This is a genomic window from Proteus hauseri ATCC 700826 (assembly GCF_001654965.1).
Taxonomy (GTDB): Bacteria; Pseudomonadota; Gammaproteobacteria; order Enterobacterales; family Enterobacteriaceae; genus Proteus; species Proteus hauseri.
The window spans coordinates 14484-37940 of sequence record NZ_LXEV01000012.1 but is presented as its reverse complement, the minus strand read 5'-3'; the positions used below and the strand labels follow the sequence as shown (position 1 = coordinate 37940).

The following is a 23457-nucleotide window of genomic DNA, read 5'->3' as shown; positions in this document are numbered from 1 at the left end:
GGAAAGTAATGAATCAGAATCAACTTCCTAAGCGCTCTGATGAACCTATTTTCTGGGGATTATTTGGTGCAGGTGGTATGTGGAGTGCAATTGTCTCTCCTGCCGTTATTATCCTGCTTGCCATTTTAATTCCAATGGGTATTGCGCCAGAAGCATTTACTTATGACCGTATCATGGCATTTAGCCAAAGTTTTATTGGCCGTATTTTCTTACTGCTGATGATAATTTTACCGGTCTGGTGTGCACTGCACCGTATTCACCATACACTGCACGATTTTAAAGTGCATGTCCCCGCAAGCAAATGGGTATTCTATGGTGGTGCAGCAATTATCAGCGTTATCGCAATTATCGGTGTCTTCACACTGTAATTGATAAGTAATTGATAATAAATTAAAAAGCCACTCGATTGAGTGGCTTTTTTTATAAATATATTTGCTATAATTAACTGGCTAATTTCAAACCAATAATACCAAAAATTATCATCGCTAAACTCAGCAAACGATAAATATTGGCAGATTCACCAAAGACCAAAATACCAAAAATCGCAGTACCAACAGCCCCTATACCAGTCCAAATCGCATAAGCCGTGCCCGCAGGTAAGCCTTTCATGGCATAAGATAGCATTCCCATGCTCACAATCATGGCCGTTATCGTAATAATGCTTGGTGTTAGTCGCGTAAATCCATGAGTGTATTTCAAGCCAACAGCCCAAACTATCTCAAGTAAACCAGCAACAAATAGAATTGCCCAGGACATAAATTACCCCTTTTATATACAACATATTTGGGGTCGTCCCCTGAATAAACAACAGAAAGCTGGGTCGTCCCAGCTTCAGAGAAATGAGATAGAATTATAAGAAAAAGTAATAAAGCATGCAATAGCTTGAAATTTATTCAAACTTGTTTAGGCGCGCCCTCTTCACCATAAAGAAAAGCAGAAACATCGTCTTCAACTTCACCCATTGCCATCAACGCATCAAGTGTTTCTTTGGCTTCTTCTTCATTGACGATACTCATGGCAAAGCCTACATGCACCAACACCCATTTTCCAATCATGGACGACGGCTCGCCCTCACAAACTAGAGCAATATTGACTTCTCGTTTAACGCCACAAACATCGACCATTGCGTTTTCAGTGATTGTTTTTCCTACTTCAACAACTTGACCCGGAATACCAAGACACATAACAACCCCTATTCGATCTCTATTTGCTTAATACGCATTGCATCATCATTTTCAACACGCAAATTTTGGCTGCCACAAGAAGGACATCCTGCGTTAAATTCAGAGACAGTAACAACCTGATGACAATCCCAACACCATGCTTTAGCAGGAATGATGTCGATATGGAGCTCGCATCCTTGAGCGAGAGTGTCTCGGCAAACAATATCAAAACAAAATTCAAGCGCACTCACTTCAATACATGAAAGTGCGCTAATCTCCATCCACACACTTTTTATCTTTTGCGCATTATTTTGTTTTGCTTGTGAATCGATAATTTCAAATGCGCTTTGGCAAAGTGTTATTTCATGCATGTCAGTACCTTATTGATGCCAGATAAATAATAGCAACTATAGTATCAGTACATAGTTGCCCTATTATTGATCTTAGAACAATAAATCAGCACCACTTTCAAAAGCGGCACGACGGCGGCGTTCTTTCACCATATCTTCAAGCGCATCTCTATCGATACACACTAACGCATGAGTAGGACATACCTCAACGCATGCAGGACCTTCTTCTCGGTGATGACACAAATCACATTTATTTGCTTCTGCTTTAAAGGAATCAATTGTATTAAGGGCAGTTAATTTACGCATGACAGGGCGAGATACCACTTCCATAGTACCGTAAGGACAAGCAATCACACAGGTTTTACACCCAATGCATTTTTCCTGATCCACATAATAATAATCTTTATTATGAATAATCGCGCCATTAGGACAAACATTGGCACAAGGGGCGTCTTCACATTGATGACAAACAACGGCGGTACTAATAGTGAACCCTTTTACAACATGAATACGTGGTTGAAAATTTTGCTCAGTGATTTGCTCAATGGCTAAATTATCTTGTTCAGCTTGTTGATGCGACACAACACAAGCAACTTCACAAGTGTGGCAACCAATGCATTTTTTAGGGTCTGCAATGATGAAACGGTTCATCATATTCTCCTGCTATCTGTTATATGGTCGTTATATATGGCGATAAACGTATTTAATTATCTAATTAAGAATAATAATTATGATATCTATGCACTTAATCTAGCATTGTTCATGCCAATATATTTACGAACTAACTATTCCTTATTTTTCAATTAAATAATTCACAAATAAAAATGATTATTAATTATCATTTAGTCACTTCGTCAAATTACTCGACAATTTTGACGATATAATAACTGGCTATATAAATAATTATATATCGAATTGATAAATTTAAATGTTCACTATTGATCGCAAACACGAAAATAGCGTACTGGATCAAAAATGATTCAGTCATTCATATAATTTTATTATAAACCTACTACAATATAGCTAATTTTTTAGGGCAATCGGTGGTGTCATGAAATTAAGCAGTAACAATGCTGAAACTATGGAAAGCCTTCGTAATGAGCGTAATCAATATCGGATCCTGGTCGATATAACCAATTCAGTATTAGCTCATTTGGATATGGATGGTCTTATTTCTGAAGTCTCTAAAGAAATACATCGTTTTTTTGGACTAAACCATATTAGTCTTATGTTAAGTCGTACTTCATCACAAAATAGTAATGAAGTTGTTCTTTATTCTAGTCGTTATCAGACTGGAAAATCCGTTATTCGTCAACAAAGAAAGTTTAGTAGCGCGAATAACAAAGCAGAAGAAATTATTAATCAAAATAAACCTGTCTTAATCGATATTAATAATGAAGATCAAGACGATGTATTGATTAAACGTCTCGTTAAACAAGACATGAAGACGGCTTTGTTATTGCCACTGGCTTTTAATCATAAACCTGTCGGGCTATTAATTCTTGCTCATGAAATAGCAGGTGTTTTTACTGAAGATACTTGCCAATTATTGCAACAAATTGCGGCTCGTATCGGTATTGCTATTGAAAATGCCGCAGCATATGAAGAAATAACGCATCTTAAAGACAGTTTAAAGAATGAAAATATTTGGCTTAATGAACAAATAGATAAAAATGCCTGCTTTAGTGAGATTATTTACCAAAGCGATGCTATGCATAATGTGCTGGAACAAATTGAATTAGTGGCTAAAAGTGATAGCACCGTTCTTATTTTAGGTGAAACAGGAACAGGTAAAGAACTTATTGCACGAGCAATCCATCGATTAAGCTTACGCAAAGATAAATCGATGATAAAAATGAACTGTGCCGCAGTGCCCTCAGGATTACTTGAAAGTGATCTTTTTGGTCATGATAAAGGCGCATTTACAGGCGCAACAAGCACGCATATTGGGCGCTTTGAAATGGCAGATCGCAGCACTCTATTTCTTGATGAAATTGGTGATATGCCAATAGAGTTACAACCAAAATTATTACGCGTATTACAAGAGCGAGAAATAGAAAGACTCGGCGGTAATAAAGTTATTCCTGTTGATGTACGTCTAATTGCTGCGACTAATAAAGATTTATGCGAGTTAACAGATGATGGTGATTTTAGAGAAGACCTTTATTATCGATTAAATGTTTTTCCTATTGTTATTCCACCACTAAGAGAACGCCCAGAAGATATTCCATTATTAGCCAAATATTTCACGCAAAAAATAGCTCGTAGAATGGATAGGAATATTGAATGCATTCCTGCCAATGCACTAGAGCAATTAACGCATTACCCTTGGCCAGGTAATGTGCGTGAACTGGAAAATATTATTGAACGTGCGGTTATTTTAACAAGAGGTTCAACATTAAATCTCCAATTAAAAGAGCTACATATCAATAAGCCCTCGCGTTTAAAACAGGTATTAACTCAGCCATCATCAATTGAAAAACGGATGCAAACTAATGCGCCGGAAAGTGATGATGAAGAGCGAGAACGAATTATTCAAGCATTAAGAGAAACAAATGGCGTTGTAGCAGGAGCTAGAGGTGCGGCATTAAAATTAGGATTAAAACGCACAACGTTATTATCACGGATGCAACGCTTAGGTATTTCAATTCCAGAAGTACTTTAATTCTAGAGTACTACCTCATTATTTCATGTAAAGAGAGTGTAATTAATTTATTACACTCTCTTTTTTGATACATTTGAAACTTATTTATCTCTTTCTATACTGTAGTTGATTATATTTTTTCAATTATTCCTATTTATTATAATTAATAATATAAACCATCAATGGAGCATATTATCTATGAACGACCTGCTTATAAATAAAATCCGTGAAATAAAAGAAGAATACAAGAAAAATAAACATGTTTTTATTCCTCAAGCCATTGTTATTGATTTAATTAAAAACTTAGGTGGCGAAGAAAAAGATATCAATGAACTAATAAATTATGGTGACTATTTAGCACAAGATCCCACACTGTCATTCCGTCATACTCGCACAGGGCGCTATCTTTTCGATAATGATATCAAGACTATCTCTCGCTTAGAATATCAGCCGTTTGTTCTTACTGAAGAAGATGGTTTTATTCGGGAAGACAGTGGCGCTCAGAGGCACTTTAGAGCGATTGATGATCGTTGGCAAAGCAATAGCGCCTATCAAGCATTATTAAAACTAAAAATGTTATTAATTGAAGGTAATACCTTTACACCTCGTCGTTTAACCAATCCATTATCACCAAAATTAATTTCAACTGTTTTTCATTTAAGATTAATTGCTCAGCCCAATTCTTTAAGCGAACTTTCTATTGAAGGTGTTCATAAAGATGGCGTTGATCACACCATGATAGTAATGATGAATAAGAATAATGTTAAAGATAATTCAGGTGCTTTACGTGTTCATTCACCCGCGGAGAAAATAGGTACGCCTTGGCAAGAAATTAATCATGAAAATATTCTCTATGAACATAATAATGCACAACATTTCGATATATTATTAATTGCTGATAATGAATTAAATCATAGTGGCACACCTATTTTTACACATGATAATAACAATCAGGCTTACCAAGATTTTATCGTTCTATTATCTCGTTATCCAACGATTGAATCTCACCCTGCTCATCAATTTGACTCAATAAATGTGCACCCTGATTTACCTTTAACAGTACATTTAAATCAGCCTTAAATAACGTTATAGCAAAACAGGTGTAATGGTAAATTAAAATCGTTGAGCTCGACTTAGTAACAAATCAATCATTAAGACTAGGTTTGATTCAAAAGAAGAGCTCTCGATAGTATCGCATTGAAAACTAATTGCATCGTCATAAATAGGAAAATGAATATCCGCAAGTTCAGCTAACGAATTAGCGCTCGCTCTAGTAAATGCGACTATTTTCATACCAATACTTTTGGCTATTTTGGCTTTTTCTAATACTTGAGCCGTTTCACCACTACGAGAAATCGCAATAAACACCGTATAGCGAGAAGCATTATTAATAAAAATATTCTTACTATCGCTTAGCCCTGAAAGAAACGCATCTTTACCAATAAGCTGTAAACGCTTACTAATGTATTCTGAAAAAATATGCGAAAAACCCGTACCATAAATAAAGAAAGAATTTTTACCATTGATTAAATCAACAAAATACTTTTTACGTTCATCGGGAATAAGTGAAAAAGTTTTCAGGTAATTAGCTAAAAACTGATCAAAAAGAGGCTCAGCAATAGTACTCTCATCGGTAACAAGCACTTTTGATATCGATGTTGTCGATAATAGCTGCTTACAATAATAAACCAGCTCGCTGTAGCCCGAAAAACCTAATTTTTGACACAGCCGCATAATCGTTGTTGTTGAAACAAAATTAACTTCTGCTAGCTGTCGAATAGTTAATTTTCCTATTTGAGATGGATTATCAATAAGATAGGAAAGAATACGATATTCTGCGCGAGTTAATTCTGTGGCTTTTGATAATAAAGATGATAATCGAGCTGACATAACTGTTACCTCATTGATACATCATCCTCATCAAAGGAAAATGCTGTTCCTATTATAGAACAGCATTTTATTCAATTATCATTTAACAGCAAGGTTTGAGATCAAACACGCTTACCCTTTACATAAGCTTTGCGTAATTCAGGCCAATACGCTTGATTTGCTTCAATCATATCATCCAAAATTTTCTTCGCATGAATCACACTAGGAACCGTTTTATTCAGCGTAAAAGCTTCGAGCGCCTTTTCGTAACTGCCTTCTAGTGTTGCTTCCACCAGCAATTGTTCTGAGGCTAATTGTTGCTCAAGCAAAGTACGGTGAAAACGTGGAATATCACCAATACGAATAGGTTCAGGGCCATGAGAAGTAATATAAGCCGGCACTTCTACCATTGCGTCATAAGGTAAATCCGCAATTGCCCCTTTGTTTTCAACAATCACTAAATGGCGCTGGCGCAAATCAAACGCCAAAGAGCAAGCAACATCGACAATAAAGGCACCATGAACACCAACATGGAATGCATCAGGTAAAATCCCCGTTTCTTTATATTCGCGAGCCGCCTCAAATAGCCGTTTTTCACGACCATCCATTACTTCATTTGCACGAGTGTAATCAGGATCCTGATGCTCAACAATATAATTTGGCATCAGATAATATTGTAAATACGGGTTTGGAATATATTCTGGAAACGCATCCATTAGCGGCTGAATATGACGCCATGTTTTTACCCATGAAGGATCAGAATGCTGAGGATCAGTTTGTGCGGCATCTTCAGTTAAAAGACCAAACTTGGCGATATGTTCACGTAACTCTGGCAGCTTTTCTTCCCCTTTTACACGAACAGAGGTAAACCAGCCAAAATGGTTTAAACCAAAATAATCAACATCTAAATCATGGCGATCAACATTTAATACCGCCGCCATATTACGCATTGCAGCAACTGGCATGTCACAGATATTGAGTACTCGCGCATTAGGACGTAAACGGCGCACACCTTCAGCCACTATCGCCGCAGGATTGGAATAGTTTACAATCCATGCTTTAGGGTTTGCATATTGTTCAACTAAATCAATTAACTCAACCATAGGTAAAATGGTACGTAAGCCATAAGCTAATCCACCCGGCCCACAGGTTTCTTGCCCTACAACACCATAACGTAGGGGAATTTTTTCATCTTGCTCACGCATTTTATATTGCCCAACACGCATTTGCGCAAAAACAAAATCAGCGCCATCAAATGCCGTTTTCGCATCCGTTGTTACCGTGAACTTTATGCTATCACTATGATCACGGATCACTTTTTCAACCACTGGCGCAATAGTGTCTTGGCGCTCTTTATCGATATCGTATAAACGAATCTCACTTAATGGAAAATCATCTAAACGAACCATTAGGCTTTTTACAATTCCCGGGGTGTAGGTACTTCCGCCGCCAGCAATGCTTAAGATAAAAGGTGATTTATTCATTTGTCTTTCTCCAATCAAAGTGCGGCTTCGACCGCTTCACGCATTTGTTTCACATGTAATCCATAAACGACCTGAACATTATTACCGTGGCGAACAACGCCTTTAGCCCCAGTTTTTTTCAGTAATTCTTCATGGATTGCATCGACATTTTTAACAATGACTCTTAAGCGGGTATAACAATTATCAACAACGTCAATATTGTCACGACCACCTAGTCCTTCAATAATTTCTTCACCTAAACTATTGATTGTTTTATTTATTTGTTCTGGCATGCCACTTTCGGCTTTCTTTTGATAATCTTCTTTGCTGTACAAACGTGTTTCTTCATCATCATCTTCACGACCCGGTGTTTTAAGATTAAGTTTTAAAATCAAAGTTCTAAAGATAACGAAGTAGAGCACCGACATAATCAAACCCACCACGATATACATAGGCCAGTTTGATTTTTCAGTTCCCAGCGGTAAGTTATATAAGATGAAATCAATTACACCATTTGCACCTATGGCGTGGACACCTAACAGGTAAAACAGCATCATGCCGATACCTGTTAATATGGCATGCACAAAAAATAGAATCGGGGCAACAAATAAGAAGGAAAACTCAAGAGGTTCGGTAACACCAAGCAAAAGAGAAGTAGCAGCAGCGGGAATTAAAATCGCCTTTGCCATCTGTTTTTTCTCTTTTTTCGCTACAGAAATCATGGCTGCTGCCGCGGCAGTTAAACCAAACATTTTAGCAATACCACGAGCATCCCAAATAACTGTGCTACTGAGTTGTTTGACTTCAGGGCACGCCATTTCAGCAAAATAGATATTCCTTGCACCTTGATAGGTCGTGCCACAAACATCAGCAACACCGCCTAATTCTGTATATAAGAACGGGGTATAAACTAAATGGTGTAAACCTGTTGGAATAAGAATACGTTCTAAGAAACCGTAAATAAGTGCACCAAATGCGCCTGAATCATGAATAATCAGCGCCATTTTGGTGATACCCGCCTGTGCAAATGGCCAAATTTCACACATTAAAACCGCAAGCGCGATAGTCAATGGGATAGCAATAATCGCGACAAAACAGTGCCCCGAATAAATCGCCATAATGCCGTTAAATTGACGACCTGAATAACGGTTATAAAGCCATCCAGATATTGCACCTGTTAAGATACCAGCAAACACGCCCATTTCGAGAACTTGAACACCAAGTACCATCCCTTGTCCAGCAGCTCGCATTTCTTCAGCACTGACCAGTTTTCCCTGTAATGTCAGCGTAATATTCATGGCATTAGTAAAAATGACAAACGTCACTAAGCCAATTAATCCAGCATAGCCCTTATCTTTTTTTGCCAATCCAACAGGAATACCAACAGCAAAAATAAGGGCGAGATTAATTAAAATGGCAACAGAGGATTTTGCCAGTAATTGTCCAACACTTTGAATAATTGGGTGATTTAAAAAGGGAACATACTCTGCAAGATTACCATTACCAAAAACATTACCCAGTGCAATATATAAACCAACTATCGGCAATATCAGTACCGGGCCGTATAAAGACTTTCCAAACGCTTGTAGGGCATTAATGAGTTTTTTCATACTGTATCTCGTTGTTGTTTTCTTACACTCATTTCCATATCAGCATCCTGCGCTGGCATAAAATAAAAAGCAATTTATCCACTTGATTTAGAAACAGATTACCTTAAAAGTAACATGTTACTTTTTTAACTGTGAACTCACTCAAGCTTGATAAACAAACTAAAAATAAGATGTTTTTAACTGATTAATAAAGAGAGAAAAAATGTCATTAAATCGAGGAGTAACAAAGAAAGACCAAATAAAACCAACAAAAAACCGACCTTAATGACATTCTATTCATTAAGGTCGGTTTTAGTAGCACAACCACCGTATTAACAAGATTAGCCTTCGGCGGCTTCTCTTAAACGGCGTTTAATATTGTTGTATTCTGTTTTCACAAAGTGTTCAGCCTGAGTCTGTTCTTTGATAGGCTCAACACAAACAGCACAATATTTATACTCTGGCGTTTTAGTGATTGGACTTAAGTTTTCTGCAACTAACTCATTACAAGCCCCAATCCACCATTGGTAAGTCATATAAATCGCACCTTTATTAGGGCGATCACTCACAGCAGCACGAGTAATAACTTTACCTTGGCGTGAACGTATCCAAACTAACTCTTGGTCTTTAATGCCCAGCTGTTTTGCATCTTCAGTGTTTAACTGAACATAGCCTGGTTCATCAGCCAATGCAGCGAGGGCTTTACAGTTACCCGTCATTGAGCGGCAAGAGTAGTGCCCAACTTCACGAACTGTTGCCAACACCATTGGGAACTCATCAGAGAGTTTATCAATAGGTGGAGCCCATTCGCAGGTAAAGAATTGACCTTTACCATTAGGTGTATCGAATTGACCGCCTTCATACAAATATTGTGTACCTGGGCTATCTTCTGTTGGGCAAGGCCATTGAATATAAGCCAAGTCCGCCATTTTTTCGTAAGTTGCACCGTAATAGATTGGGCATAGTTCACGCAACTCATCCCAAATTTCTTTGGTGTTGTTGTAATGCATTGGGTAACCCATTGCCGTAGCCATCAGACTAATGATTTGCCAGTCTGTTTTCACATCGCCAACAGGTTCAACAGCTTTGTAGAAACGTTGGAAACCACGGTCTGCTGCGGTATAAACACCTTCATGTTCCCCCCATGATGTCGCAGGGAAAATAACATCAGCAATAGCTGCTGTTTTGGTCATAAAGATATCTTGTACAATCAGCAAATCTAGTTTTTCAAAAGTTCTACGAATAGTTGCTAAATCAGGCTCAGTTTGTAATGGATCTTCACCCATAATATAGTGCGCTTTTAACAACCCATGATCGATATTATGAGGTACTTCACTTAACGCATAGCCCACTTCTTCAGGCATTGATTCAATGCCCCAAAATTTAGCAAATTTCTCACGCGCTTTTACGTCAGTGACATACTGATAACCTGGTAATGTGTTTGGTAATGCACCCATATCACAAGCACCCTGTACGTTGTTTTGACCACGAACAGGACCAACACCTACATATTTTTTACCAAAATTACCCGTTAATAATGCCAAGCTTGTCAATGAGCGAACCGTTTCAACACCTTGATAGAACTGAGTTACACCCATTCCCCAAAGAATTGTTGCTGTTTCTGCTTTCGCATACATACGCGCCGCTTCACGTATTATTTGCGCACCTAAACCTGTTGTTTCTTCAACCGATTCTGGTGTGTATTTTTTAACTAACTGACAATATTCTTCAAATTGTTCAGTATGATTTTCAACAAAGGATTTATCGTATAACTCCTCTTCAATAATCACATGAGCGATAGCATTTAATAACGCAATATTTGAACCGTTTTTCAGTGCCAAGTGCAAATCAGCTAAACGGGCTGTTTCGATGTAACGTGGGTCACATACGATAATTTTGGCACCCTTTTCTTTCGCCTTAACAATACGGCGAGCAACAATAGGATGCGAGTCTGCGGCGTTATAACCGAAGACAAATAGACATTTGGTATCCTCAATCTCAACGATTGAGTTACTCATAGCACCATTACCGACCGAACGCTGCAGACCTGCAACCGAAGGGCCGTGTCAGACACGAGCACAGCAGTCTATATTATTATTTCCGATAACCGCACGCGCGAATTTCTGCATAACGAAGTTAGCTTCGTTACCAGGTCCACGAGATGAACCGGTTGTCATAATAGATTTAGCACCGTATTTCTCTTTGATAGCAAGTAGTTTGCTACTGGCAAACTCAATGGCTTCTTCCCAAGAAACCGATTCTAGCTTTCCGCCTCTTTCACGACGGATCATCGGTGTTTTAAGGCGTGGAGTCAGTATCTTAGTATCATGGATAAAATCCCATCCATAATACCCTTTCAGACACAGCTCACCTTGGTTTGTTAAACCATTAGCCCCTTCAGCGCCAATGATTTTACCGTTTTCCACCTTCAGGTAGATTTTGCATCCTGAGGCGCAATACGGACAGACCGTGATGACTTTTTTCATCAACATTGCTCCTGTGTTCATCAACTTTCAGGTTAATACCTGATTCTCTCCTTTATCTATGCAGAGAGTGTGCCAAATAAGCAGTTATTTTTTATAACATCACAACAAATTGATATATAAAGAAAATAAAATATTAAGGAGATATTAAAAATGGAGATAATGAAAAAAATACAGGAGATAATCGACACTAATGACGATCTTTATGTCGATATTTGTTTGGGATAAAAGCAACCTTTTTTCTGTAAAAAAGAAACCATGAGGGATCTTGTCAATAACCTTTTGAGTCATCAACATTTTTAAGTAAATACGCCTATTTGTACGCCGCTATCTCACTATCAGCCTTATTATCTGGCGACAAATAGTTAATATTTCTATTTATATTCTTACTTATTGTAATTATTAGAAACTAATCATTTCAATAACAATAGGTTTAAAACAAAAAATTTTTAAATTTCAATAAAAAAAAGCACATAATACTGAACCAGAAAACAGCCTTGTGGTCTTAAAGACCTCTACACCATAAATTTTGATAATAATTTAATATGCAAAAGTTAAAGTTTTTAAGATTTTCTAAAGAAAACATTGCCCTTTTTTTAGCCATTTATATCGGTTTTTTCCTTAATCTTTCTGTTTATATTGGGCGTTTTGGTACCCAAAACACACATAACATCATCATTGATTCGTTATATTTGTTGGGTGAAATCGCAGTTAATATTGCCTTTACCTTCTTTTTACTCCGATTGCTTTCATTCTTTGGTACGCTATTTTTTAAAATAATCGCGTCTTTTATTTTAATTGTCAGTGTTTGTGCTAGCTATTACATCTCGTTTTTCGATGTGGTTATTGGCTATGGCATTATTATTTCAACACTAACAACAGACATTGATTTATCAAAAGAAGTTATTAGCTTAAATACCATGTTGTGGATTGCAGGTTTATCTATTTTGCCTTTAGTGGTTATTTGGCTATGCAAGAAACCGGATCCTAATTTAACTAATACGCAAAAAAAGAAAATATGGATAAAAAATACCATCACAATGGTTGTAATCGCTCTTGCTGTTTTTGCTTATTTAAAAACATTAGATTCAAGACAAAAAGCGTATGAAATTCGTAACAATCTTGATTTACCGAGTTACAGTGGCGGCTTAAGTTATGCGTTTTTACCAACAAACTGGATTATTCCATTGTTTCAATATGGAATAACTCGCTATGACGATACCTTTAATAACCAACAGCTGTTTAATCCAGCAGACCATTTCACCTATCAACCATCAAAAGTGAATGACGATGTGTATGTCGTGTTTATTATTGGTGAGACGGCAAGATGGGATCATATGGGGTTATTAGGCTATGAAAGAGAAACAAATCCACTATTAACACAAGAAAAAAATCTTGTTGCATTTCGTGGCATCTCTTGTGATACGGCAACTAAACTCTCATTAAAATGTATGTTTGTTCGTGAAAACGGTACTGATGATAACGACCAGCGGACACTAAAAGAAAACAATATTTTCTCTATTCTTAGACAGCTAGGCATGACATCTGAACTTTATTCTATGCAAAGCGAGCTTTGGTTTTACAATAAACTCGATTTAAATAATTACGCAATGAAAGAGATGATGACAGCAAAGAACAGCAATTTTGGTAAAGAATTAGATGATACATTGCTCATTGCTGAAACGGCGAACTCTGTGGCTCATTACCCTAAAGGAAACCATTTAGTTATCTTACATACTAAAGGTTCTCATTTTATGTATTCACAACGTTATCCTGAATCATTTAAAAAATACCAACCAGAATGCTTAAATGTCGATGATGAGTGCACTAAAGAACAATTAGTTAATGCTTATGATAATTCTATCCTTTATACGGACTATTTTATTGATGGTGTATTAGATACATTGCGCGATAAAAAAGCGATAGTGTTTTATACCTCTGATCATGGTGAATCAATTTCTGAAAATGGCGGCTTACACGGCACACCAAAAGAAATTGCACCAGAAGAGCAATTTAAAGTGCCATTCTTAGTATGGATGTCTGACAGCTATTTAGCTGAACCAGAAAACAAAAAACTCTTTGATAATTTAAAACGTAACCAAGAACAAGAGCGCGTTTTTTATCATCACAATATTTTTGATTCAATGCTGGGTTGTTTAGGTTATACCTCTACTGATGGGGGGATAAATAACAAAAATAACCTCTGTTTTGGTGATACACCATCGGCCAAAGAATAAATAATTTAAATTGAAAACATTTTTCAAATAGATAAATAAAAACCACACTCAATATTCGGTGTGGTTTTTTTATTATTTAATAAAATAAGCTTTTTCTGTTTATTTTTTACAACCCTAAATTATCCTCATTATAAATAGAATTATTTGTTCGAGTAATAAGACCTTAGCTGGATCATTCTCTTTAGTATCATCAAAGGGTAAATTATCCATACCACCTTCTATTTTGAAACTCCCCAATCAATTGATTATCTTTGAATTCTATCCAAAAATATCCAAATGTAGATTGATTTGGTTTCTCATTATTTCGGGAGTAAAGTGCACCCAATGGAGCCATTTTTACTGTGATTTTTTCTCTGATTGTATAATTTTTTCCTTTTATTTCATCTCGCGCTATAAGACCAAAATTTTTTCTAATCTTATTATTCACAACATAATCCATCATAAGAATAGTGAAGTAAAAATATAACGACATGCTTAGTATTTTGGCTTTTATATAAAAGAAAAGCCTCACTTAATTTATTTATCAAGAGAGGCTTTTAATGAGTTAAATAAACGATAACAGAAAGATTATTTAAAATCAGCGTCTGTATAAAGTTGAGTGGCTTGAATATCTTTTACTGTTTTAGCACCACCTAACATCATATTAATTTTCAATTCTTTATTTAATTGTTGGATAACTGAATTTACACCTTCAGCTCCCCCTAAATTTAAGCCATAAAGAATTGGACGACCTATCGCAACAACATCAGCACCACTGGCTAATGCTTTAAATACGTGAGAGCCACGACGTACACCACTGTCAAAAACGATAGGTACACGTTTGTTCACAACTTTTGCAATGGCAGGTAATACATCAATAGTAGCTGGCGCACTATCTAACTGTCGACCACCATGATTTGATACCCAAATTGCATCAGCTCCGGCTTTAATTGCAGTGTCAGCATCTTCTGGTGATTCGATACCTTTCACAATGACAGGTAAACCAGACATTTTTTTCACATACTGAATATCTGCTGGGGTAAATGCTTGTTTAGCTTGCGCGTAAATTTCGCTAATACCCGCGCCTTTACCCGTTTTCGATTTATCATCACTAATTTTGGCAAATGCTTCTAAGTTGGCAAAACCTAATGGGAATTGAAAATTATTTTTCACATCATCCTCACGATAACCACCTACTGAAGAGTCGATAGTCATAATGATCCCTTTAGCGCCATACTGTTTCGCTTGAGACAAAATATATTCATTAAAAGCGTCGTTCTTACTCATATAAAGTTGGAAGAAGAACGGATATCCTGGCTTAGCATCAGCCACTTCTTTAATGGTTTTATTACCATAAGTACTTAATGAGAAAATAGAACCTGCTTTAGCCATACCTTTTGCTGTGGCGACTTCGCCTTGTTGATGAGCAAGCCCTTGAGCTGCCATCGGTGCCTGAATAATAGGCGTATCTAATTTAATACCTAAGAATTCTGTTTTTAAATCTAAATCAGAAAATTCGATGCCTTGTAGTGCGCGAGGCATAATATATTTTTTATCAAATGCTTTTGTGTTGGCACGTAAATTATTTTCATCTTCAGCACCACCGCGAATATAGCCAAAGGCGCCTTTTTCCATATTTTCTTTAACTTGATTTTCCATTGCATTCAAGTTAACTATTTTTATTGGACCTTCAGCTGTACTTGCTTTATATTCCGCAGCTTGTGCAACGCCAATGCTTAATGCCATTGCAATAGCCGTTGTCTTTAATATTTTGTTTTTCATTTCTTATCCAGCGTATTATAAATAAAGGGCTTACACTTATTAATTAATAAAATAGTTTTATTAACCAATATCTGTAGTGATAAATATAAGCCCTATTTTTACGGCGAACTTAAATTAATCGCTTATTTTTTTGTTAAAGCATCATAGCTTGTCATTAAATTACGATAGTCAGGAATATGATTTGCAAATAGCGTTCCTAACCCTTCAACATCATTACGCCAATCACGGTGTAATTCACAGGCTAAACCAAACCAGTTAATCAGTTGAGCCCCCGCTTTTGACATTCTGTCCCATGCTGAATCGCGAGCTATTGAGTTAAAAGTACCTGAAGCATCGGTGACAACAAAAACCTCAAAACCTTCTTCAAGTGCTGATAACGCTGGAAATGCAACACAAACCTCAGTAACGACACCCGCAATAATCAGTTGTTTTTTACCTGTTGCTTTTACTGCTTTGACAAAGTCTTCGTTATCCCATGCATTAATTTGACCTGGACGGGCAATATAAGGTGCATCAGGAAACATCGCTTTAAGTTGAGGCATTAATGGACCGTTAGGGCCATTCTCAAAAGAGGTAGTTAAGATAGTTGGTAAATTAAAATATTTTGCAGCATCGGCTAATGCTAAAACATTATTATTAAATTTATCAGGCTCGATATCTCTTACTAAAGAAAGTAATCCAGCTTGATGGTCTACCAAAAGAACGGCGGCATTATCTTTATCAATACGATGATATTTATAGCTCATAATAATCTCCGATAGTTTAATAGGGTAAGACTCAAATAAATGATAGAAGAAAATCCATATTCAAATACTCCTCAAATATTAAGATTGATTTAAATTTATATGTAAATTTACTTTCTTATTAATTAATAAGAGATTTATCAATCTTTAATTTTAATTAAATATCACGATATTTAATTAAATATTTATTTGGTTTATATAAATTTTCTTGTTTCGTTGAAAATAATTATAGTGCAATAATTGTTAAATGAATCTAAAGATTATTGTTTTAACCCTTCAAATTTTTTGTTCAAGATTTTTAGGTAATGAAGCATAAAAAAACCCCCGGCGGGCGGGGGTGAGATAAGCGCAATTAAAAGGTCTCTAAATTACTATCAGGAGATGGGGCGTTGCTTAATGACGATTACGCACGATTTGATAGCGGCGAGTTAAATATTCAACAGGCACGCTCCAAATATGTACTAAGCGGCAGAATGGGAATAATAAGAAAATTGTCATTCCTAAGAAGATATGCAATTTAAACACTAATGCCACACCTTCTAAATTGGCTGATGCACCACCGTGGAATGTCACAATAGATTGTGCCCAAGCCACCAGCTTCATCATTTCGCTGCCATCCATATGCTGAGCAGAAAATGGAATTGTGAGCAATCCTAACGCAACTTGAATAACCAAGAGTGTTAAGATCATGATGTCACCAAATGACGATGTCGCACGCACTCGTGGATTGGTTAAACGGCGCTTTAGTAGCATTACACCACCTATTAGCATTAACACACCACAAGTACCGCCCCCAACCATAGCCATTATCTGTTTGTATTCTATCGGTAAGAAAGATTCATACATCCAATGAGGTGTTAACATACCGAGAAAGTGGCCAGCAAAAATACCAATGATCCCAATATGAAACAGGTTAGACGCTAAACGCATGTTTTTCTTATCTAACATCTGGCTAGAGCCAGCACGCCATGTGTATTGTCCGTAGTCGTAACGTAACCAACTACCAATAATAAACACCGCACCTGCAATATAAGGATAGATATCAAACAATATCATATTGATGTAATTCATTTTTGTGCTCCCGTATCCAATGAACTCCCAAGATTGAGATATTGCACTGTCGTCTCTTTTGCAAAGCGACGTTGATGTTGGCTGATATCACTACTGCCACACTGAGCGCCCTCACCAAGGAAGGTAACTTGTTCTTCTTCCCAAACTGCATCTAAAGCGGCTGGCGTATCATCTTGAGGTTCATTTTCTACCTGACCTGCCAGTTGAGATGCTTCTAATCCACTTTCCGATAAGCATAGCAACACATCAAACAGCACATGATAATCACTGCCGCGCTGTGTTAAACGTTGCCCTAGCAGAGCCAAAATAGGGGCAATATTATTTAAGCCTTCAATACCTTCTTTGGCTGGCAGCAAAGTTAAGTATTCAAGGTAAGTTGGTAAGTAATCAGGTAATTCACGGCTATTTAGGGTGATCCCTGCTTGTTGATATTGATTTAACAGATCAACCATTGCCTGACCACGGGAGCGAGATTCACCATGAACATGTTCAAATAGCAGCAAAGATCTTGCTCTGCCTCTATCAAATAATTCGCTGTAACTAGATTGTGCATCTAATAACTCTTGTTGCGTTAACGTACGAATAAACGCCATTAATTTTGCAACCTGAGTAACAGGAAGCTCATCAGCTTCCTGTAATGCATCAATCAATTCATTGCAATTTTCCCATAAATCTTCTGTGGGATAATCCAACAAGTGAGAGATAACTTTCAGAGAAATCATTATATTTTCTCCTCTGAACGACGTTCGTCTTGTGGTGTTTTCGACGTAATATCGATGGCATCAATACGATGGCTATTAAACAAATTAAATTTACTGTCGCTACCATGACAACCATCGCCAAAGCTAAAACCACAGCCATTACGTTCAGGGAATGCTTCTCTTGCTAATTCACGATGACTTGATGGAATAACAAAGCGATCTTCATAATTAGCTATCGCAAGGTAACGATACATCTCTTGAGCTTGAGCTTCAGTTAACCCAACTTGCTCTAATGCGCTCAGATCTGTAATACCTTCAACAGTTTCAGCGCGTTTATAATGACGCATTGCCAACATACGTTTTAATGCTAATAAAACAGGTTCCGTATCACCCGCAGTGAGTAAATTAGCTAAGTATTGAACCGGAATACGTAAGCTTTCAACATCAGGTAATACACCTGTATGAGGTAATACACCCGCATCTGCCGCTGATTGAATCGGTGACAAAGGTGGAACATACCACACCATAGGGAGGGTGCGATATTCAGGGTGAAGCGGTAATGCTAATTTCCAATCTACCGCCATTTTATAAACAGGTGAACGCTGTGCCGCATCTATCACACTAAGTGGGATCCCTTGTTCTTCCGCTGCTGCAATAACTTCAGGATCAAAGGGATCTAAGAAGATATCTAATTGGCTTTGGTACAGATCTTTCTCATTATCAGCACTTGCTGCTTGTGAGATCTTATCTGCGTCATAAAGCATGACACCAAGATAACGAATACGACCCACACAGGTTTCAGAACACAGAGTCGGCTGACCGGCTTCAATTCGTGGATAACAGAAAATACATTTTTCTGATTTACCGCTTTTCCAGTTAAAGTAGATTTTTTTGTATGGACATCCGGTTAAACACATGCGCCAACCACGACATTTATCTTGGTCGATAAGCACAATACCATCTTCAGCGCGTTTATAAATCGCGCCACTTGGGCAAGTTGCAACACAAGCCGGATTCAGACAGTGTTCACATAAACGTGGCAAATACATCATGAATGTATTTTCAAACTGTCCATACATCTCTTTTTGCATATTAGCAAAGTTAGTATCCGCTGCACGTTTGCTAAATTCGCCGCCTAAATCATCTTCCCAGTTAGGGCCATTTTCGATTTTAGTCATGCGCTGACCCGTTATCAGCGAACGTGGTCGTGCTGTTGGTAATGAGCCTTCTGGCGCATTTTTCAGATGCTCGTAGTCATAATCAAATGGCTCGTAATAATCATCTAATGCAGGTACATCTGGGTTTGCGAAGATCTTAGACAATAGACCAACACGGTTACCCATTCTTGGTACTAATTGGCCTTTGATATTTTTGATCCAGCCACCCTTCCACTTTTCTTGGTCTTCCCAATTTTGTGGATACCCTATACCCGGTTTGGTTTCAACGTTATTAAACCAAGCGTATTCAACACCCTCACGACTAGTCCAAACGTTTTTACAGGTAACAGAACAGGTATGGCAACCGATACATTTGTCGAGGTTCAGTACCATGCCGACTTGTGAACGAATTTTCATTATGCCTTCTCCTGTCCATTCAGGGTTTGTTGATAAGCATCGCCTTCACCATCAAGCCAATCAATCTGTTTCATCTTACGTACCACAACAAATTCATCGCGGTTAGAACCCACAGTGCCATAATAGTTAAAGCTATAAGAAAGCTGCGCGTATCCACCAATCATATGAGTTGGTTTTGGACATACACGCGTTACCGAGTTATGGATCCCACCACGCATGCCGGTTATTTCAGAACCAGGCAAATTAATTTGGCGCTCTTGCGCGTGATACATATAAATCATGCCATCTGGAATACGCTGGCTGACTATCGCTCTCGCCGTTAATGCCCCGTTGCTGTTATAAGCTTCAACCCAATCGTTATCACGAATTCCCATCTCTTTAGCATCATCTTCACTTAGCCAAACTACAGGGCCACCACGACCTAGCGTTAACATTAATAAATTGTCGCTATAAGTAGAGTGAATACCCCATTTTTGATGAGGAGTCAGGAAATTCAGTGCTTTTTCAGGGAAACCATTTGGTTTTTTACCTTTTACTGAATCTATTGCTTTAGTATCAATAGGTGGGCGATAAACTACCAGGCTCTCGCCGTAAGCGCGCATCCACTCATGATCTTGATACAATTGCTGACGACCACTAATGGTACGCCAAGGGATCATTTCATGAACGTTGGTATAACAAGCGTTATAAGAGACATGTTCATCTTCTAAACCAGACCATGTTGGGCTAGAGATAATTTTGCGTGGTTGAGCAACAATATCGCGGAAACGAATTTTTTCATCTTCTTTAGCGGTCGCTAAATGAGTATGGTCACGCCCTGTGACTTTACTCAGTGCATCCCATGCTTTTACGGCAACTTGACCGTTAGTTTCTGGGGCTAAAGAAAGGATCACTTCGGCAGCATCAATAGCGGTTTCTATCGCAGGACGTCCTTTGGCGACGCCATCGTGACGTACACGATTGAGTTTCTTCAGGAAATCGACTTCTGTCTGTGTATTCCAACTGATCCCTTTACCGCCATTACCTAATTTATCCATCAATGGACCCAATGAGGTAAATCGCGCATAAGTATTTGGATAATCACGCTCTACAGGAATAAGATGTGGTGCTGTTTTCCCCGGAATAAGTTCACACTCACCTTTTTTCCAATCTTTGACATCAAAAGGTTGCGCCATTTCAGCAGCAGAGTCATGCTGAATAGGCAGTGTCACTAAGTCTGTTTCCACACCTAAATGACCAACACATAATTCAGAGAAAGATTTCGCTATCCCTTTATAGATTTCCCAGTCTGTTTTAGATTCCCAAGCGGGATCTACTGCGGCAGTTAATGGATGAATAAATGGATGCATATCCGATGTATTCATATCATCTTTTTCATACCATGTGGCTGTTGGTAAAACGATATCAGAGAACAGGCAGGTGCTTGACATACGGAAGTCCAAAGTCACCACTAAATCGACTTTACCCTCGCCACCTTTATCTTGCCATTCCACTTCTTCTGGTTTGACTTGGCCTTGCTCGCCTAAATCTTTACCTTGTAATCCATTTTCTGTACCCAGCAGATACTTAAGCAAATACTCATGCCCTTTACCTGCTGAACCCAACAAGTTTGAACGCCAAATAAATAAGTTACGAGGGAAGTTTTGTGGATTATCGGGTTGTTCGGAAGCAAAGCGAATTTCGCCTGATTTCAGAGCATTAACAGTATAGTCAGCCGCACTCACGCCTGCTTGTTGCGCTTTTTTCGCAATCGATAATGGGTTTAAATTTAATTGTGGTGCAGAAGGCAACCAGCCCATACGTTCAGATCGCACATTCATATCTACCAAGCTGCCGCTAAAGCGTGATTTATCTGCTAATGGCGATAATAATTCAGTTGGTGATACCGTTTCATAACGCCACTGACTTGAGTGGTTATAAAAAAACGATGTACTATTCATATGACGAGGAGGACGCTGCCAATCTAGACCAAAGGCCAATGGCAACCAACCTGTTTGTGGACGCAGTTTTTCCTGTCCAACATAATGTGCCCAACCGCCACCACTTTGACCGACACAACCACAGAAAATCAGCATATTGATAATGCCGCGATAGGTCATATCCATGTGATACCAATGGTTAATACCTGCCCCCACAATCACCATTGAGCGACCGTGTGTTTTTTCTGCATTATCAGCAAATTCGCGCGCAATACGGGTGATATCTTGACGGCTAACACCTGTTACTTTTTCAGCCCATGCTGGGGAATAAGCTTTTACTTCATCATAAGTGGCTGCACAATTTTCATCATTTAAGCCACGATCAACACCATAGTTTGCTAACAATAAATCATAAACAGTGGTGACATACTTCTCTTCACCATTTGCAAGCGTGATACGTTTCGCTGGCAATTTATGAACTAACACATCATCAAGAGCAACACCTTCAAAATATTCACTTTTAATGCCACCAAAATAAGGGAAAGCGACCTCAACAACATCATCATGGTTGTCTAATAACCCCAATTGGAATGTGATCTCTTCACCTGTTTTGCCATCTTTAGGTTCGAGATTCCATTTAGCTGCACCTTCCCAACGAAAACCCATAGAACCTTGAGGAACCACCAATTGCTGAGTTTTTTCATCAATGGCGATAGTTTTCCACTCAGGGTTTTTCTCTTGGTCGAGATTATTCACTAAATCAGAGGCACGCAGCATACGACCTGCAACTAAATTGCCAGAGTCATGTTTATCTAACATCACCAACATTGGCATATCAGTGTAAGTGCGCACATAGTTGCGGAAATACTCTGCTTGGCGCTTAACATGGAATTCGTTAAGAATAACGTGTCCCATCGCCATCGCCATTGCGCTGTCTGTACCTTGTTTTGGATTTAACCATTGGTCACAAAGCTTAGCGATTTCAGCATAATCCGGCGTTACTGCAACTGTTTTAGTCCCTTTATAACGCACTTCTGTGAAGAAATGCGCATCTGGTGTACGTGTTTGTGGAACGTTAGAACCCCAAGCAATTAAATAAGAAGAGTTATACCAATCAGCCGATTCAGGAACGTCAGTTTGCTCACCCCAAGTCATTGGTGATGCAGGTGGTAAGTCGCAATACCAGTCATAGAAACTTAAGCAAGCACCACCAATCAATGACAAATAACGTGCACCTGCGGCATATGACACCATCGACATTGCTGGAATTGGCGAGAAACCGATAATACGGTCAGGGCCAAACTCTTTTGCCGTAAATACGTTAGAAGCAGCAATGAGTTCATTAACTTCAGACCATGAGGAGCGAACAAAACCACCACGGCCACGCGCTTGTTTATAGCTTTTTGTTTTTTCAGGTGAGCTAACAATAGAAGCCCAAGCATCAACAGGATCACGGTGCTCTGCTTTTGCTTCACGCCATAATTTAATCAGGCGTTTACGCACCATTGGGTATTTGACGCGGTTAGCACTATATAAATACCAAGAATAGCTTGCACCACGAGGACAACCGCGAGGCTCATGATCTGGCAGATCAGGGCGTGTACGTGGATAATCCGTTTGTTGCGTTTCCCATGTCACTAAGCCGTTTTTAACATAGATTTTCCAGCTACATGAGCCAGTACAGTTTACGCCATGCGTAGAACGCACAATTTTGTCATGTTGCCAGCGACTACGATAACCATCTTCCCAATCGCGATTAACATTTAACTCTTGCCCGTGATCCTTAGAAAAAGTATCACCAAGCTGCTTAAAATAGCGAAATCTATCGAGAAACTTACTCATCAGATGCTCTCCCAATGCGCACGATAGCGCTCACATTGCATATAATTT

Annotated in this window: 19 protein-coding genes; 4 read left to right on the top strand and 15 right to left on the bottom strand. The window is 38.2% G+C overall.

Translation table 11 applies throughout. The annotated features are described in order from the left end of the window. The first annotated feature begins 8 nt into the window (after positions 1-8). Complete coding sequence (gene frdD, locus M997_RS03830) at positions 9-368, top strand: fumarate reductase subunit FrdD (RefSeq protein WP_064718793.1); 360 nt, start codon at positions 9-11, stop codon at positions 366-368. A gap of 73 nt (positions 369-441) precedes the next feature. Here frdD and sugE read toward each other — a convergent pair whose 3' ends face one another. From sugE to hydN, 4 genes are all read right to left on the bottom strand, one after another. Then, positions 442-756, bottom strand: coding sequence for a quaternary ammonium compound efflux SMR transporter SugE (sugE, locus tag M997_RS03825; RefSeq protein WP_064718792.1), 315 nt, complete (start codon positions 754-756; stop codon positions 442-444). 137 nt (positions 757-893) lie between these two features. After that, positions 894-1184, bottom strand: a complete 291-nt coding sequence (gene hybG, locus M997_RS03820; protein WP_064718791.1) for a hydrogenase maturation factor HybG — start codon at positions 1182-1184, stop codon at positions 894-896. An 8-nt stretch (positions 1185-1192) separates the two neighbouring features. After that, positions 1193-1534: a hydrogenase maturation nickel metallochaperone HypA gene (gene hypA / locus M997_RS03815; protein ID WP_064718790.1), complete on the bottom strand. Its 342-nt coding sequence runs from the start codon at positions 1532-1534 to the stop codon at positions 1193-1195. Positions 1535-1606: 72 nt separating this feature from the next. After that, the gene (hydN, locus tag M997_RS03810; RefSeq protein ID WP_064718789.1) at positions 1607-2164 is read right to left on the bottom strand and encodes an electron transport protein HydN; all 558 of its coding nucleotides are present in this window, start codon (positions 2162-2164) and stop codon (positions 1607-1609) included. A gap of 400 nt (positions 2165-2564) precedes the next feature. On the opposite strand from hydN, the gene M997_RS03805 reads away from it, so the two are divergent. Together M997_RS03805 and M997_RS03800 are read left to right on the top strand one after the other, a co-directional pair. Next, the gene (locus tag M997_RS03805) at positions 2565-4178 is read left to right on the top strand and encodes a sigma 54-interacting transcriptional regulator (protein ID WP_064718788.1); all 1614 of its coding nucleotides are present in this window, start codon (positions 2565-2567) and stop codon (positions 4176-4178) included. A 177-nt stretch (positions 4179-4355) separates the two neighbouring features. Then, a complete protein-coding gene (locus tag M997_RS03800) occupies positions 4356-5237 on the top strand; it encodes a 2OG-Fe dioxygenase family protein (RefSeq protein WP_064718787.1) in 882 nt (293 codons plus the stop codon). A 33-nt stretch (positions 5238-5270) separates the two neighbouring features. On the opposite strand, the gene M997_RS03795 is transcribed toward M997_RS03800, so the two are convergent. From M997_RS03795 to fdhF, 4 genes are all read right to left on the bottom strand, one after another. Next, entirely contained in the window at positions 5271-6047 is a 777-nt protein-coding gene (locus M997_RS03795) for a MurR/RpiR family transcriptional regulator (RefSeq protein WP_064718786.1), read from the bottom strand. Positions 6048-6148: 101 nt separating this feature from the next. After that, the gene (locus M997_RS03790) at positions 6149-7510 is read right to left on the bottom strand and encodes a 6-phospho-alpha-glucosidase (RefSeq protein ID WP_064718785.1); all 1362 of its coding nucleotides are present in this window, start codon (positions 7508-7510) and stop codon (positions 6149-6151) included. A gap of 14 nt (positions 7511-7524) precedes the next feature. After that, positions 7525-9099: a PTS transporter subunit EIIC gene (locus M997_RS03785; protein ID WP_064718784.1), complete on the bottom strand. Its 1575-nt coding sequence runs from the start codon at positions 9097-9099 to the stop codon at positions 7525-7527. A gap of 320 nt (positions 9100-9419) precedes the next feature. Next, positions 9420-11564: a formate dehydrogenase subunit alpha gene (gene fdhF, locus M997_RS03780; protein ID WP_082918381.1), complete on the bottom strand. Its 2145-nt coding sequence runs from the start codon at positions 11562-11564 to the stop codon at positions 9420-9422. A 542-nt stretch (positions 11565-12106) separates the two neighbouring features. On the opposite strand from fdhF, the gene eptB reads away from it, so the two are divergent. Next, on the top strand, positions 12107-13798 hold the full coding sequence (gene eptB / locus M997_RS03770; protein ID WP_064718782.1) for a kdo(2)-lipid A phosphoethanolamine 7''-transferase: 1692 nt from the start codon (positions 12107-12109) through the stop codon (positions 13796-13798). Positions 13799-14000: 202 nt separating this feature from the next. On the opposite strand, the gene M997_RS03765 is transcribed toward eptB, so the two are convergent. The 7 genes from M997_RS03765 to M997_RS03735 form a co-directional block, all read right to left on the bottom strand. Continuing rightward, complete coding sequence (locus M997_RS03765; RefSeq protein ID WP_109406176.1) at positions 14001-14225, bottom strand: hypothetical protein; 225 nt, start codon at positions 14223-14225, stop codon at positions 14001-14003. 140 nt (positions 14226-14365) lie between these two features. After that, positions 14366-15559 (bottom strand): lactate oxidase, encoded by a 1194-nt coding sequence (locus M997_RS03760; RefSeq protein WP_064718780.1) that lies wholly within the window; start codon positions 15557-15559, stop codon positions 14366-14368. Between the two features lie 122 nt (positions 15560-15681). Continuing rightward, positions 15682-16305 (bottom strand): isochorismate family cysteine hydrolase YcaC, encoded by a 624-nt coding sequence (ycaC, locus tag M997_RS03755; RefSeq protein ID WP_064718779.1) that lies wholly within the window; start codon positions 16303-16305, stop codon positions 15682-15684. Between the two features lie 390 nt (positions 16306-16695). Then, complete coding sequence (gene narI, locus M997_RS03750) at positions 16696-17373, bottom strand: respiratory nitrate reductase subunit gamma (RefSeq protein WP_064718778.1); 678 nt, start codon at positions 17371-17373, stop codon at positions 16696-16698. Continuing rightward, a complete protein-coding gene (gene narJ / locus M997_RS03745; RefSeq protein WP_064718777.1) occupies positions 17370-18095 on the bottom strand; it encodes a nitrate reductase molybdenum cofactor assembly chaperone in 726 nt (241 codons plus the stop codon). Before narJ ends, narI begins: the two co-directional genes overlap by 4 nt. Further along, positions 18095-19648, bottom strand: a complete 1554-nt coding sequence (gene narH, locus M997_RS03740) for a nitrate reductase subunit beta (protein WP_064718776.1) — start codon at positions 19646-19648, stop codon at positions 18095-18097. The genes narJ and narH overlap by 1 nt, the downstream gene beginning before the upstream one ends. Next, positions 19648-23409: a nitrate reductase subunit alpha gene (locus tag M997_RS03735; protein ID WP_064718775.1), complete on the bottom strand. Its 3762-nt coding sequence runs from the start codon at positions 23407-23409 to the stop codon at positions 19648-19650. Before M997_RS03735 ends, narH begins: the two co-directional genes overlap by 1 nt. Positions 23410-23457 lie beyond the last annotated feature (48 nt).